Here is a 14,159-nt window from a genome sequence, read left to right on the forward strand (position 1 = left end):
GTGCCACCACCTGGGGCGGGGGCACAAACTCGGGCGCCAGCGGGCCGAAGGGATCGCGCACCACCATTTTGTTCATGCGCAGGCTGGGGCTGTTCATCGCGATCTCCACTCGCTGCGAGGGTGCTTCGGCCGGGAGCGGCGGTGCATCGGCAACCTGCGCCGGTGTTGCCGGCGCGCTTCGCTGGCGCGGCGCGGCTGCCAGGTCAAGGTCGTCATCACTCGCTTGCAATTTGCCCTGCATGGCAGCCGCCAGTACAAAGCTGCCCAGGCCCGCCGCGATCAATACAGCGGCTTTCTTCCAGCCGATCCGCGTGGTGCCGCCAGTATGGGAGGAGGCCTGGCTCACGGCATGCCTTTCGTGCCGGACGGTTCCGGGGCACTCGCCGGAATCCTTCCTGCCATGGGCTGCGTGCCCGGGGCCTGGGCCGCGCGTGGTGAATACACCAGCGCGAGTTTGAGGAAGACCTGGTGTTTCACGGTAGTGCCGTCCTTGCGTTCTATGCGCAACTCCTGCACCGCCGCGTGCGGCATGGCATTGAGCACACTCGCCAGGAATTCCTTGAGCGTGCCGTAGTTTTCGTTGATGCGCAGGTCCACCAGGCGGGTGTCCAGGCCCAGAGCTGTCGGGTCCGCGTCGCGGTAGTCGCCGCTGGCCAGCACAATGCCCTGGCTTTTGGCGATGTCAAAAATCTGCGCCAGATCGGCCGTGTAGTCGCTGGCAGGCGGAAAGATCACGGGCACGCCCCGCACGGCGCTCGCGGCGGCTTTGGGGCTTGGCTTCTGGGCCTGGCGCAGTTCCAACTGCAGCTTGTTTTTTTGCAGGCGCAGTTGCTGCGACAGGCCCAGCAGCAGCGCGCCCACCAGCAGCAGCCCAATGCCACAGAGCACGGGCCAGCCCAGGGCGCGCAGCGGCGCCAGGCCCGCGCCGCCGCCAAGGCGACCAAGGCGACCAAGGCGGCCAAGCGCCGTGGTGATGAAAGCGGGGCCGCGCGTCATGGCGAGGGCGCCTTGTTGAGGCCGGGTTTCAACGCGGGAGTCGAGACTTGCGCCGGCATCAGCGGTGTCAGCGGCGTCTGTGGGAGGAGTGCGCCGGCGGGCGGCTCTTTGGCCAGGAACACCCCTTCGTTCAAGCGGTTCCAGCCCGCCGTCAGCCGGAAGCGAAAGGTGGCTGGGCTGCTGCGTTCGTCAAGCTGGTGGCTCACGATGCGCACGTCGGAGAAACCGCTGACCGTGCTGAGCGCCTCGGTATAGGCCAGCATGGAGGGGTAGTTGGACGCCATCAAGGTCAGCTCTATCTTGCGGCCGGCCGGGTTGGCGGTGTTGGGCACCATGGACAGCAGGGTGACCCGGCCTTCCACGGTATCGGCCGCGGCCTCCAGGGCTTCAAACATCAGCGACCAGGGCGTTTGCAGCAAGGCTTCGAGCTGGCGCCTGGCCTTGATCTTCTCGAGCATGGCGGGGTTGTTCTCGGCCCGCCGCATCTGCTCGTTGAGCGCGTTTTGCTGTTTCGAAATTTTTGCCTGCTGCGAGCGCACGCCTTCGAGCTGCGTGCCGGCGCGCAAGCTGATATAGAGGCCGGCCAGCGCGATGCAAACCCCCGCGGCCAGGATGAGCCAGCTCAGCGGGCGGTAGCGCGCTGCGTCCGGCGCGAACTCAAAAGGGCTTTCGACCAGGCGCCGGCTCATGCTGCAAGCTCCCCGGGGGCAGCCGGTACTGGCGTTTGCGTCGTGTGGGCCGGCCAGGCGCAGGGAACGACCTGCTCCTCAAGGCCCGCGCCCGAGGCGATCAGGAAACGCTGCAGCGCGGGTTGCAACCAGGGGTCGCTGTCGGCCGACGGCGCCTGCGTGACGGTGCGCCAGGCATTCACGGCGCTGCCGTCCACCAGGCGGATAAAACTCAGCGCCGCATGGCGGTGGCCCGAGGGATCGAGCTCCGTCCACACAAGCGTGCGCGCATCGCGCCGGCGCCGGCTGGCTTTGAGTTCGCTGTCCAGCCGTTCCACAATCGCCGGCTGGCAGCTTGCCAGTGCCATGCGCTGGGCCTGGGCCAGTGCCTGCAGGCCGGCGACCAGGGCTGATTCGAGCGTGATCACGCACAGATGTGCCTGGCTGGCCTCCATGCGCCAGCGCACGTCGTGCGCCGCCGCCTCCGCGCCCATGGCCTCTTGCGTCACCGCTTTCGCCACGGCCCGCAGCTGTTGTTCCGAGCGCGCCGAAGGCGAGGACAGATCCATGGGCGCGACGCCGACATAAGAAGCGCTTACGCCCGTGCGCACCACCAGGCGGCAGCCGTCGAGTGATGTCGGGTGGCGCGCGCGCAGCGCCTGCAGGGCTTGCGCGCCGGCTTCAAACAGGGCGGCCAGGGTTTCGGCGCGTGTGGCGCCGGGCGCCCAGCCGGCTGTCTCGGTCAGCGCGGCGGCCGGTGTCGGTTCAAGCGGCTTGCGCTGTCGCTGCAGCCTGCGCAGCACGCGGCTGCCCCAGCCGGCCACGGCCGGCCTGAGCGTCGCCCGCAACTGGGCGGCGCTGATGTCGAGCTCGATCACGGGCTTCATGATGGAACGGCCTCCGCCGGCGCCGCGGCCTGCAGGTTTTCACGCGGGGTGACGCGGTTGATTTCTTCCACCGTGGTCTTCCCGTTCATGGCCAGGGCCACGGCCGAGTCGCGCAGGCTCATAAAACCCTTGCCGCGCGCGACCTGCTTGATCTGCGAGATGGGCGCCTGCCGCACCAGCAGGTCGCGGATGTCGTCGTCCATCTCCAGCGTCTCGGCAATCGCCAGGCGCCCCTTGTAGCCGGTGCCGCGGCAATGCGCGCAACCCACGGCCTGCATGAATTTGGCCTGTCCCAGGTCCAGGCGATCCGCAGGAATGCCCAGCCGCGTCAGCTGCTCGGGGGCCAAATCGGCGGGTGCCGCGCAATGCGTGCACACGGCGCGCAGCAGGCGCTGGGCGACGATGCCGTTGAGCGCCGACACCAGGCTGTAGCTGTCGACGTTCATGTTCTTGAAGCGGCCGATCACGTCGAACACATTGTTGGCATGCACCGTGGTGAACACCTGATGGCCGGTGAGCGCCGCCTGCACCGCGATCTGCGCCGTCTCGGCATCGCGTATCTCGCCCACCATGATCTTGTCCGGGTCGTGGCGCAGCACCGAGCGCAGCCCGCGCGCGAAGGTCAGGCCTTTCTTCTCGTTGACGGGAATCTGCAGCACGCCCTTGAGCTGGTACTCGATGGGGTCTTCAATCGTGATGATCTTGTCCAGGCCGGTGTTGATCTCGGAAATCGCCGCGTACAGCGTGGTCGTCTTGCCGCTGCCGGTGGGCCCGGTCACCAGCAGCAGGCCATAGGGCAGGCCCGATGCCTGGCGGATAAAGTCCTTGGCGCTTTGCGCGAAGCTCAGCGTGTCCAGGCTCAGGGTCTGGAACTGGCCGGTCAGGTGCTTGCGGTCCAGCACGCGCAGCACGGCATCCTCGCCGAACAGGTTGGGCATGATGGAGACCCGGAAGTCGATCTCGCGCCGCTCGACGCGTACCTTGAAGCGGCCGTCCTGCGGCGTGCGCCGCTCCGAGATGTCGAGCTCGGACAGCACCTTGATGCGCGAAATCGCCTGTTGCCCCATCTCGGCGCTGTCGATGCGCTTGACGTTTTCCAGTACGCCGTCGATGCGGTACTTGACGTGCAGGCCGGCCGGCTGGGTTTCAAAGTGGATGTCGGACGCGCCCATCTTGAGCGCGTCGTACAGAATCGAATCGACCAGGCGTACCAGCGGGTTGGCCGTGGTCTCTATGCCCGCGATGGACAGGACCACGACGGAGGCATCGACGGATTCCGCCTGCGCAAGGCCGCCGGCGTCTTCCTCGTCGGCGCTGCCCATGGCCATCAGGTTGCGTTCGGCATGCGCGAGCCAGGCTTGCACGTCTTCGGCCAGCGCCAGCCCGCGCACGACTTCATCGGCGCCGCCGCCCAGTTGCAGGTCTATCCATTCCTGGCCCTTGAGGTCCAGCGGGTCGCTGACGACCACGGTGCGCAGCTTGTCGCCGTAAGGGGCTGTGGACCAGCCGGCCAGGCAGCCGCGCGCCTGGCAGTCGGCAAACGCGATCAGCTCGAAGTCTGGCGTTATGCCCTGCAACTCTTGTGTGGCCATGGCGCGCAGGCCCAGCGCGGCCGCGACATCGGCCAGCACCTGCGCGGCCTCCAGCCCGCTTTGCTGCACCATCCACTGCAGGCGCGAACCCACAGCCGCCGCCTGCACGGCTTGCTGCATCAGCGCGCGCCCGACCCGGCCGCTGTCCGCTTTGGCCGGCAGCGCAAGGGAAACAAGGGGGAGGGGGGCGTTCATGGGGAAGGCGCTTGTGCTATCAGGACAAAGTGGAAGCCAGGTCAAAGATCGGCAAATACATAAGCACCACGATGGCGCCAATCACGGTGCCTATCACGATCATCAGCGCGGGCTCGATGACGCGCGTGGCCACGTCGATGGAGCGCTGCAGCCGGCGCTCGTAAAACTGCGCGATGCGCTCCAGCATTTCCGACATGGAGCCGGTGCGCTCCGCCACCTTGAGCATGCTGGTGGCCACCGCGTCGGACAAGCCCGCGCCCGACAGGGCCGCGCTCATGCTCAGGCCTTCGCGCATCAGCAGGGTGGCACGCTCCAGCCGTTCGCGGTCGGCGTCGCCCAGCAGCTTGGCGCCGTGCGCCATCGCGCGGTGGATCACAATGCCGCGCGAAACCAGAATCGACATGGTGCGGTAGAGCTGCAGGTGCTGGAACTCGCGGATCACGCCGGCGATATAAGGAATGCGCTGCAGCCAGCGCGAACGCACGCCGTGCGCGCGAAAGTGCGCGACCACCCAGGCCCCCAGCGCGAAGATGCCGCCGAAGAACAGCGCCAGCACCCAGGGCCGGTCGGCCACCAGCCGGCCCCAGGCCATCAGGCCGGAGGACAGCATGGGCAGCTGCGTGCGCGTGCCGTCCAAGAGGCCCGCGAAGCGCGGAATCACCACACCCATGAGGAACATCACCACCAACCCGCCCACCACCAGCAGCACCAGGGGGTAGACAGAGGCGCCTATGAGCTTGTCCTTGAGCGCCTGCATTTCACGCTGGTGGGCGGCATAGCGTGCCAGGCCCTTGCCGAGGTCGCCCGTGCGCTCGCTGGCCTCCACCGTGGCGACCAGCAGCTCGGGGAAAGCACCCGTCAGCTGCATGGCCGCGGAGAGGGTGCGCCCTTCCGATACCGCGCGCGTCACCTGCTCCATAAGCTCGCGCCGCGCGCCGGCGCTTTCCTTGATGCTCAGGGTCTGTAGCGCTTCGGTGACGCTGAGGCCCGCGTCTATCAGTGCCGCGAAGTCCTGCGAGAAGGAGGCGGTGTCCAGTCCCGCGCGCGAGGGCGCCGCGGATTTGCCGCGCACCAGGCCGCCAAGGCCGCCGAGGCCGGCACCGGATTCTTTGGCGGCCTCGCAGCTCAGCACCGTGAAGCCGCCGCGCGCGGTCTGCGCCAGCGCTTCAGCCGCCGTGGCCGCGCGCACCTGGCGCGACGCGATGCGCCCCGCGCCGTCACGGGTGACGACCTCGTAGGTGGCGTGAGCCGCGGCCATGTGAAACGTGAGGGCGCTGCTGGGCGCCGTCAGTTGGCCGAATGCAGCGAGACGTCCTGCGCCTCGCCGGTGCCGCCGGGTTTGCCGTCAGCGCCGTAGGAAATGATGTCGATGCCGCCTGAGCCCGGCAGCAGCACATAGGCGTAGTCGTTACCCCAGGGGTCGGTCGGCAGGGCTTTCTTGAGGTAAGGCCCCTGCCACTTGCTGACGCCTGAGGGCTGGGTATTCAGCGCATTGAGTCCCTGCTCGGCCGTCGGGTAGCTGCCGACATCGAGACGGTATTGGTCCAGCGCCTTGTCGAGTGATTCGATCTGCGCCTTGGCGATCTTGGATTTGGACTTGCTGACCGAGTCAAAGTAACGCGGCGCAACCAGTCCCGCCAGCAGGCCGATGATGACCACCACCACCAGCAGCTCCAGCAGCGTGAAGCCGCGCGTGCGTTTGCCGCCCGCAGGTGCGGACCGGATTTGCATCGGGTGCATGAAGAAATTCAAAAAGTTTCCCCTCCCAGGGAAATGCTTGGATGCATTTTTCAACCGCGAAAAAATTTATTTTTACTTGAGCAGCCGTGCCGCTTGTCGTGACCTGCGTTCTTCTTAATTCCGCGCAGCTTGATACTCAAAAGGTATTCAATTCAATGTGAAATTGAATTGAAGCCCCGCGCACCAACGCCAAGGCCGGTCGGATTCTGCCAGAAGGGCATGGCATTGGTAAGAGTGAAATATTTACAACGGAAGGTTTCGTTGTTCCATACGCACACTTAGGATTTCTCTCCTGCAGATAGAGGGTGACAAGCGCAAGGCTCGTTACTAGCCTCCGTGCTCATTTGCTGGCTGAAGCGCAATAAGAGAAAAAAAGAAAAATCAAAGAGGGATTCACGTGGGTTCTTTTCAACGGCCCGCACCGGGCATGGTGCGAATAGCTTTGCTGTGGTCGCATGAAGCGGGCAGGGCCGCTCAAGTGTATGTCCGGAAACTTGTAAAGGTGCTTATGCCGAAAGAATTTATGCGGCGTGTCATTGGCGCGTTTTTCCTGGGCCTTGTGCTTTCCTCCGCTGTCCAGGCTTTTCCGGCAACTCCGGCACGCCAAGGCGTCTCCGCAGGCAATGGGCCGTGCGCTACGGATTTGGCATCGTCTTGCCAGGCGCAGGGGGTGAGCAATGGTTCCCCATTCATGATCTTGAAAGACACGGTTACCTGGGATGCAGCGGTGCCGCAGCCGTATATCACGGTGCCGCAATACATCATTTGCGGTGTTGTGCATGCTGGGAGCGCCCTGTTCAGCTCTGCCTACTGCACCATACCGGCCGGTTGCCCTGACACTGCAACACAGTCCGGCTCCACCTGCACCTGCAAACCCGGCTATATGGAAAACTCCAGTCATGACGGATGTTCCCCGGTTGGCACCTTGATCGAAAATAAACGCGCGTCCAAAGTACCTCAAAGCTGTCCGTGGAAAGAGGGCAACCCCATCTATCCCCTGACTGGAGCCAAGGTTGAGCCCGTCGTCACAGGCATGAGCGTGGGAGGGCAGCCGCTGGTCCTCACCTACGACAGTGCCAAGCAGGCCGCCGCGACCGCAGCTGGCAAAACCCCCAAGACTTTCGGCAACATGCCCGCCTTGGGCGGCTTGTGGGAAAGCAGCCTGCACCGCAACCTGGTCATGGGAACCGGCGCTTTTGGAGCCATCTTGTACCGCGGCGATGGCCATACCGTCAGCTTTCGCTTTTCAGGCAACGCTTATGTCGCCGACGCCGATGTCAATGGAAGCTTCACGGCCATAACCGGAGGCTATCGTTATGTCGATGCGAAGTCGCGCACCATCGAGACCTACAACATGGCGGGCCAGCTTACCGACTGGGCCGATACCGCCGGCAACACGCTGACCTTTAGCTACAGCACCGTAGCCGGGGCGGGTGTTCCGGCAGCCGGGTATCTGCAAAAAGTCACCGACAACAATGGCCGCTTCCTGAGCTTTGCTTACACCTTGCCATCCGGCGGGGTCGCCGCCCTCGACGGGGTGATCACCAGCGTCAGCGATTCCACGGGCCGCACCATAGGCATCAGCTTCGATACCAGCGGCAACCTGAACCAACTGACTTGGCCGGACACCAAGACCCGCCAGTTCGTTTACGAGAACACCTCCTTGCCTTGGGCCTTGACTGGTGTGATCGACGAAAAAAACATCCGCTATTCGACCTTCGCCTACGACACGGCCGGCCGCGCGCTGTCGACCGAACATGCCGGGGGCGTGGAGAAATTCTCGGTGAGCTACACGGCGCCGCCACAGGTCACCATGACGCAGACTTACGACTCCGGCACGCAGCTCACCACCCGCACCTACGATTGGCAGGAGCCTGCAGGCGTGCAGCTCACCCGGCCCAACGGGGAAATCGCCAACGGCAGCACCAGCACCGTGCTGGGCTACCCGCTGCCGACGGGCCTTTCCCAGCCGGCCGGCTCTGGTTGTGCGGCCTCCAACAGCGCCTCCACCTTTGACGCCAGCGGCAACCTGACGTCCACTGACGACTTCAGCGGCCAGCGCAGCTGCTATGCCTATGACACAGGCAATCGTGAAATCGCGCGGGTTGATGGATTAGCCACCACGGCGGCCTGTGCTGGCGTCCTTCCCGGTGCTTCAACCTTGCCTGCTGGAAGCCGCAAGACCGAAACAAGCTGGCATGCCGACTGGCGCCTGCCCGTCAAGGTGAGCCGGCCTTTGCTGATCACCAGCACGGTGTACCACGGCCAGCCTGATCCGTTTAACGGCAACACCGTGGCCAACTGCACCAGTGCACCAGCCTTGCCCAACGGCAAAGCCCTGCCCGTGGTGTGCAAGACAGTGGAGCAGGCCACCACGGACGTTGACGGCGCCCAGGGCCTTGCCGCGACGATAGACACAAGCGTGCCGCCGCGTACTTCCAGCTTTACTTATGACGCCATGGGCCGGGTGCTCACCGGCACCGATCCGTTGAATCGTGTGACCACCCGCGCTTACTACCCCACGGCATCGAGTTTTTCCGACTCCGAGGCCAATTCAGATCCGTATTTTTCTTCGGTAAGTGTTCTGTTGCGTGGCGAGGGTGCCAACAATTCAACAACCATACTGGATACTGCCTCCGCCCCCAAGACGATCACCGTGGGTGGCGGGGCCAAGATCAGCACCGCGCAGAAAAAATCCGGCGGCTCGTCCATGACTTTTGGGGGGGACGGGGACTATCTGACCGTTCCGGCCAGCCCGGGCAACAACCTCAGCTTCGGCACCGGCGACTTCACCATCGAAGCGTGGTTCTACCTGGCTTCGGCGGGCTCAAGCTACCGAAGTGCTTTGGTGATCCCCTGGGGATCGACAAACATGGCCATTCGCTTTGGGGACGGCGGATTTGGCGGCAGGCTTTTGTATGGGATCGATTCTTCGACATTCCCCACGCTGTATAGCGCGGACCACTCGCAAGAGACGCTTGTCGGCGCCTGGCACCATGTGGCCCTCACGCGCAACAGCGGTGTCGCCCGGGCTTTTCTGGACGGCAATTTGCTGACCGTGCGCAACAACAACTTCGGAGGCAGCCCGGTGACTTCCTGGGCTGACACCAGCAACATCACCTCCGTCACCCAAGCCTACGTCTCCTACCCGAGCGGCCAGACCTGGCATGGTTATATAGACGATGTCCGCATCACCAAAGGTGTGGCCCGTTACACAGCCAGCTTCACGCCACCCACGGCGCCCGTCAATGATCCGAATGCCATAGGACACCTGGCCGGCGATCTGCAAAGCATCACCAACGCGGCAGGCCACGTCACGCAGTTCACGCTGTATGACAGGGCAGGGCGCGTGCGACAGATGACCGACCCCAAGGGTGTCGTAACCAACATCACCTACACGCCAAGAGGCTGGGTGAACAGTGTGGCGGCCACCCCGCCAGGCGGCACGGCCAGAACGACCACCTACACCTATGACAACGTGGGCCAGCTCACGGCTGCAACCCTGCCCGACGGTACAACGCTGAGTTATGGCTATGACGCCGCGCACAGGCTGACCAGCGTCACTGATGCCAAAGGTAACTCGGTGACCTACACCCTGGACAACATGGGTAACAAGGTCGGCGAGCAGGTCAAAGACTCCTCGGGCAACCTGCAAAGAAATATCACGCGCGTCTACGACGCCTTGAACCGAGTGCAGCAAGTCACGGGAGCGGGCAATTGAACACCATAACAACAAACCCTATCCAAGCAGGCGTCCGCGTGAGCGGCCCTAGCCTTTTCAAAACCTTTAGCGCGTGGCTAAGCCGCCTGGCATTGCTGCTCCTCGTGGTCCCGGCCCTGGCTTTGGCCGGTCCCAGCACCACGGCGCTTTCGAGCAGTACCGGCGCTGCCCCGGTAGGCCAAAGCATCACGCTGACGGCTACCGTCACAGGTATCAGCCCTACGGGCACCGTCACCTTCAAGGACGGCGGTACTACCGTAGGCAGCAGCGCCTTGAGCGGCGGCGTGGCCACGCTGGCCACCAGTTCCCTGGTCTTGGGCAGCCACAGCCTGACCGCTGAATACGGAGGCGATACCAACAACAGCCCCTCGACCTCCGGAACTGTAGTGGTAGCCATCAATAGCGGCACCCTGACCTGGCAATACGGTTACGACGCCATGGGCAGGCCTACCACCGTGCTGGACCCCAACGGCCTGGCGACCTACACCTATTACGACAGCCTGGGCCGCCCCATACAGACCCAGCAGCCGGCCAATATCGGCAGCGCCACGCCAACGACCACCGGCTTTGCCTACAACGCCGCAGACGGCCTGACCCAGGTTACCGACCCGCGCAACCTGGCTACCACTTACAGCCCTAATGGCCTGGGTGCTGTCACGGCCCAGACCAGCCCGGATACGGGCGCGAGCCAGTACACCTATGATGCGCTCGGCAAGATGCTCACGAAGACAGACGCCAGAGGCAAGCTGACCCAGTACACCTATGACAACCTGGATCGGCTTAAAACCATCAGCTATGCCACGGGCACGGGAACCACGTTTGAGTACGACGGTGGAGCCACTCCCACACCCGCCGTCATAGGCGAACTGACCAAGATCACCGACGCCAGCGGCCAGGTGGCCTATAGCTACGACAGCATGGGCCGCAAGACTGGTAAAATCCAGGTCACGGGGGCTAAAACCTTCACTGTTGGTTATGTCTGGGGCGATGCAGGCGGCGCCTTGGACAAGCTCACCGCGATTACCTATCCGAGTGGCACGCGAGTCAATTACAGCTATGACGCGCAGGGCGTGGTTTCTGGCATCACCGTCAACCCGCCAAATGCCAACGGTGTTGGCACCAATACTGGATCCACTCTGCCGATGTTGAGCGCAGTCACCACAAATGCGGAGGGCAAGATGACCGGTTGGTCTTGGCCCAGCACCAAGAGCCAGGCTATTGCGTATGACGCCAATGGCCAGATCAGTGCTTACAACCTGGGTGACCCAACAACAACCGGGGTTCGCCGTACCGTTCTTCGTGACACCGCGGGGCGCATTACGGGTTACACGCATCTCAGCAATGGAAGCCCGGTTCCCGCGCTGGATCAGAGCTTTGGTTATGACAATCTGAACCGCCTGATCAGCGCCACCTTGGGTAGCACGGCGATCCAGTACAGCTACGACGCTACGGGTAATCGCACGGCCAAGGTGATTAGCGGAACGAGCTATGCCAACACCATCTCGGCTACCAGCAACAAGCTAACTCAGACCCAGGATGTGGGTGGCACGGCCACCGTGGCGCATGACGCTGCTGGCAATATTACGAGCGACGGTATCAATACTTTTACTTATGGCGACCGTGGGCGCATGGCAACGATGACCAATGCGGGTGGCACCGTGAGCTACAGCTACAACGCGCTGGAGCTGCGGGTTGGCAAGACCGGGCCGACGGCACTGGTGCCTACCGGTGTGACTTACTATGTCTATGACGAAGCGGGCAAGCTGCTTGGTGAATACGACGCGAACGGAACGCCTCTGTATGAAACCATCTACCTGGGTGGTCCGGTTGGAGTGGTCAAGCAGACGGGTACGGCGGGTGCCAGCAACATTGCGATCAGCCTTTACAACGTTTCAACGGACCAGCTTGGTGCCCCGCGCATCATCACACGCCAGAGCGATGAGGCGATTACGTGGCGCTGGGATTCGGCCGAGGCCTTTGGATCCACAGCACCAGACCAGAACCCGAGCGGCCTGGGCAATTTCAGTTTTAACCAACGATTGCCCGGCCAGGTGTTTGATGCCGAGAGCGGGCTGTTCCAGAATTGGCATCGGGAATACAACTTCAGGCTGGGTAGATACATGCAAAGTGACCCCATCGGGCTGAAAGGCGGGGTCAATACCTACGCATACGTGAGTGGCAACCCATTGCGGTACGTTGACCCACCGGGATTGATTAAGTGGGCCGGTGAGCAGTACCAGTTCACTGCAGCGGGAGCTGTGGGTGGCTCTCTCTCCTGGTTCGACCTGAAGTCACAATGCATTGACGGAAAATATGCCTACGTTCGCGTGTTTGCGTCGGCTGTTGTGGCCGGCTACGGAGCGGAGGCTACGGGGGCTGGTGGGCATGTCGAGTTCAACGACGCCAACATAGCCATTGACCCGTATGTGTTCCAAGGCACGTACCGGTTCTTCGCGGCGGGCTTGGGGGTTGGTCCTGTCGCGTCCTACAGCTACACCCAGCTTGGTCAGGCATTCTCGACGCCCGACAAGACACCGAGTACGTCGCTGGGCTTTGATGCTTCGGTTGCAGCTTCAATCTATGGGAGGTCTGCCGTGACCTCGGTTGACATCAAGAGCTGCACTTGCGAGCAGAAGTGAGGCTGGCCATGGCAATTCATCACTGCTCAAAGTGCGCGCTCGACTTCAAGGTGTCGAGCAAGAACAGAGTCGTCAACAGGCTCGGCTACATCGTGTACCCGTTCCGAAGTGCCGAGATGTCGCTGGAAAAGTTCTCATGGGTTCGATGCCCGAGGTGCGGCAAAGAGGAACGCGATGAGTCGATTCGGTTCCTAGGTCTGTTCCAGCCGAAGGTTGCGTTCATCGTCATTCTGGTCGTGTTCCTGCTCATTGCGATAGGCAGCGCGATTCTTGAAAGGCGGTAGGTATCCGACGCCTTCGAGTCGCTGCCGTCATCAGTGTCGTTGCACTGTTCCTGTTGGTCATCATCGACATGTTCCTCGGCATGGACTGGGCAGGGGGCTTGATGTCGCCGCTGGTGGTTGTGCCGGTGTTCGTCATCGCCTACTTGGTTGCCCCTCGGGTCTCGAAGCACTTCGACGACAAGTGAAGGCCCTCGCGCCGGGGGGCGCGCAGGCGCACGTCGCTACATGGAGCGAACTCCTCGCTCCATGCCATGCACCTGCAACCCTCGCTCACCTGGTACCTCTTCGATGCCGGCGCTCCGACAAATCCGTTACTTTTCCATTTGATCCCGCAAAATAACACTTAACTATCTTGGAGCACTAAAAATGGATGATCAAAATTGGAAGCAAGGCTTGCAAGCATGCCGACTGTGGATTTTCGCGCTTATTTAATCCGTTTTTTCATCGAGCGCTGAGCCATTGGTGAGGCCCCTTTGCACAAGGCTGGATATCCATATCTTAGGGTTGAGATAGGGTCAAGCTGCTGTGGAAAAGTGGGTCACATCGCCGTGGAGCTCAACAGCCCTTCACACAAGACTGAAGAGCCACATTTCAGGGATGTAATAGGGCCAAGCGACTGCGAAAAGGCGGGTACATCGACGCGGAATTCCACAAGCTTATGTCTTTCTTGATTGATCCAAAATTATTCGATGACGCAAAGACTCATTGGGCCAACGAGGTGCGCCTTTCAGCGGCCGGAAATTCTGTCAGCCCTTGGCTGGATTGCCCATTTCGAGTGATAACTGACGATGTGTGCGCTAATGTGTATAGCTGCATCGTGGATACGTCGCGTCGTGGGATTCTTATCACGCAATGGTTGCCTGACGCTGAGGGTACAGAATTTGACGCTTGGATTGGCACATTCGGCGATCCCGCCTATCCAAATGAGCATGTCGAATATCTGAGGGTTCATTGCAAGCAGTCTATAGCTGTGTCAGCGGCAGTTCGGGCGTTGGCGAAAGCATGGCTGTTTGATGCGCTGCCCCGCAAAGATGTCGAGGGCCTGATCAAAGAACTGGTCACGTCGTCGGGTTAGGCACGACAAACTAACAGGCGGCACATCGGAAGCCTCTCCCGCGAGGTCTCAGCGCAGCACCTCACCGGGTGAGAGCGTCACTCGGTTAAAGGACGCTGGGTGCCGGAGAACGGAATTGGCTTGGCACACCTCCAGGGAGCGGTAATCCGCTACCCCACGCGCTCAATACGTCCCAGGCACAAAAATACTTTTATCCACCGCCTTGATATCCGTCCGCCCGCAAAACGCCATGGTCAGGTCCAGCTCCTTGTGGATGATCTCCAGCGCTTTGGTCACGCCTTGTTCACCCATGGCGCCCAGGCCGTAGAGGAAGGCGCGGCCTATGTAGGTGCCCTTGGCGCCCAGGGCAATGGTCTTGAGCG

12 protein-coding genes and 1 pseudogene are annotated in these 14,159 nt (G+C 62.4%); 5 read left to right on the top strand and 8 right to left on the bottom strand.

Annotation, left to right across the window (positions count from 1 at the left end):
- The 7 genes from ACEN8I_RS01840 to gspG all read right to left on the bottom strand — a co-directional run.
- The coding region (locus ACEN8I_RS01840; RefSeq protein ID WP_413325681.1) for a hypothetical protein at positions 1-346 on the bottom strand (346 nt) is incomplete at its 3' end.
- Positions 343-996: a hypothetical protein gene (locus ACEN8I_RS01845; protein WP_413325683.1), complete on the bottom strand. Its 654-nt coding sequence runs from the start codon at positions 994-996 to the stop codon at positions 343-345. The genes ACEN8I_RS01840 and ACEN8I_RS01845, both read right to left, overlap by 4 nt.
- Positions 993-1,685 carry a hypothetical protein gene (locus tag ACEN8I_RS01850; RefSeq protein WP_413325685.1) on the bottom strand — a complete coding sequence of 231 codons (693 nt, stop codon included), beginning with the start codon at positions 1,683-1,685 and terminating at the stop codon, positions 993-995. Before ACEN8I_RS01850 ends, ACEN8I_RS01845 begins: the two co-directional genes overlap by 4 nt.
- Positions 1,682-2,551, bottom strand: coding sequence for a hypothetical protein (locus ACEN8I_RS01855; RefSeq protein ID WP_413325687.1), 870 nt, complete (start codon positions 2,549-2,551; stop codon positions 1,682-1,684). Before ACEN8I_RS01855 ends, ACEN8I_RS01850 begins: the two co-directional genes overlap by 4 nt.
- Positions 2,548-4,338, bottom strand: coding sequence for a GspE/PulE family protein (locus tag ACEN8I_RS01860; RefSeq protein WP_413325689.1), 1,791 nt, complete (start codon positions 4,336-4,338; stop codon positions 2,548-2,550). Before ACEN8I_RS01860 ends, ACEN8I_RS01855 begins: the two co-directional genes overlap by 4 nt.
- Before the next feature lie 19 nt (positions 4,339-4,357).
- The gene (locus ACEN8I_RS01865) at positions 4,358-5,596 is read right to left on the bottom strand and encodes a type II secretion system F family protein (RefSeq protein WP_413325692.1); all 1,239 of its coding nucleotides are present in this window, start codon (positions 5,594-5,596) and stop codon (positions 4,358-4,360) included.
- Positions 5,597-5,625: 29 nt separating this feature from the next.
- The gene (gspG, locus tag ACEN8I_RS01870; RefSeq protein ID WP_413325694.1) at positions 5,626-6,078 is read right to left on the bottom strand and encodes a type II secretion system major pseudopilin GspG; all 453 of its coding nucleotides are present in this window, start codon (positions 6,076-6,078) and stop codon (positions 5,626-5,628) included.
- A 925-nt stretch (positions 6,079-7,003) separates the two neighbouring features.
- Between gspG and ACEN8I_RS01875 the strand changes: the two genes are divergently transcribed.
- The 5 genes from ACEN8I_RS01875 (at position 7,004) to ACEN8I_RS01895 (ending at position 13,797) form a co-directional block, all read left to right on the top strand.
- On the top strand, positions 7,004-9,799 hold the full coding sequence (locus ACEN8I_RS01875; protein ID WP_413325696.1) for an RHS repeat domain-containing protein: 2,796 nt from the start codon (positions 7,004-7,006) through the stop codon (positions 9,797-9,799).
- The gene (locus ACEN8I_RS01880; RefSeq protein ID WP_413325698.1) at positions 9,796-12,438 is read left to right on the top strand and encodes an Ig-like domain repeat protein; all 2,643 of its coding nucleotides are present in this window, start codon (positions 9,796-9,798) and stop codon (positions 12,436-12,438) included. Before ACEN8I_RS01875 ends, ACEN8I_RS01880 begins: the two co-directional genes overlap by 4 nt.
- 8 nt (positions 12,439-12,446) lie before the next feature.
- Positions 12,447-12,722, top strand: a complete 276-nt coding sequence (locus ACEN8I_RS01885) for a hypothetical protein (RefSeq protein WP_413325700.1) — start codon at positions 12,447-12,449, stop codon at positions 12,720-12,722.
- Positions 12,723-12,775: 53 nt separating this feature from the next.
- Entirely contained in the window at positions 12,776-12,907 is a 132-nt protein-coding gene (locus ACEN8I_RS01890; RefSeq protein ID WP_413325702.1) for a hypothetical protein, read from the top strand.
- A gap of 473 nt (positions 12,908-13,380) precedes the next feature.
- The gene (locus ACEN8I_RS01895) at positions 13,381-13,797 is read left to right on the top strand and encodes a hypothetical protein (protein ID WP_413325704.1); all 417 of its coding nucleotides are present in this window, start codon (positions 13,381-13,383) and stop codon (positions 13,795-13,797) included.
- A gap of 162 nt (positions 13,798-13,959) precedes the next feature.
- Here the strand turns inward: ACEN8I_RS01895 and ACEN8I_RS01900 are convergent.
- A pseudogene (locus ACEN8I_RS01900) lies at positions 13,960-14,157 on the bottom strand (alpha-hydroxy-acid oxidizing protein); the annotation flags it as partial.
- Positions 14,158-14,159: the final 2 nt, after the last annotated feature.

Source organism: Polaromonas sp. CT11-55 (assembly GCF_047303325.1).
Classification (GTDB): domain Bacteria; phylum Pseudomonadota; class Gammaproteobacteria; order Burkholderiales; family Burkholderiaceae_C; genus Polaromonas.

Excerpts from the sequence above, each read along its gene's own strand:
- ACEN8I_RS01850 (WP_413325685.1), bottom strand. The coding sequence starts at position 1,685 with ATGAGCCGGCGCCTGGTCGAAAGCCCTTTTGAGTTCGCGCCGGACGCA.
- gspG (WP_413325694.1), bottom strand. The coding sequence starts at position 6,078 with ATGCACCCGATGCAAATCCGGTCCGCACCTGCGGGCGGCAAACGCACG.
- ACEN8I_RS01865 (WP_413325692.1), bottom strand. The coding sequence starts at position 5,596 with ATGGCCGCGGCTCACGCCACCTACGAGGTCGTCACCCGTGACGGCGCG.
- ACEN8I_RS01895 (WP_413325704.1), top strand. The coding sequence starts at position 13,381 with ATGTCTTTCTTGATTGATCCAAAATTATTCGATGACGCAAAGACTCAT.
- ACEN8I_RS01885 (WP_413325700.1), top strand. The coding sequence starts at position 12,447 with ATGGCAATTCATCACTGCTCAAAGTGCGCGCTCGACTTCAAGGTGTCG.
- ACEN8I_RS01845 (WP_413325683.1), bottom strand. The coding sequence starts at position 996 with ATGACGCGCGGCCCCGCTTTCATCACCACGGCGCTTGGCCGCCTTGGT.
- ACEN8I_RS01860 (WP_413325689.1), bottom strand. The coding sequence starts at position 4,338 with ATGAACGCCCCCCTCCCCCTTGTTTCCCTTGCGCTGCCGGCCAAAGCG.
- ACEN8I_RS01855 (WP_413325687.1), bottom strand. The coding sequence starts at position 2,551 with ATGAAGCCCGTGATCGAGCTCGACATCAGCGCCGCCCAGTTGCGGGCG.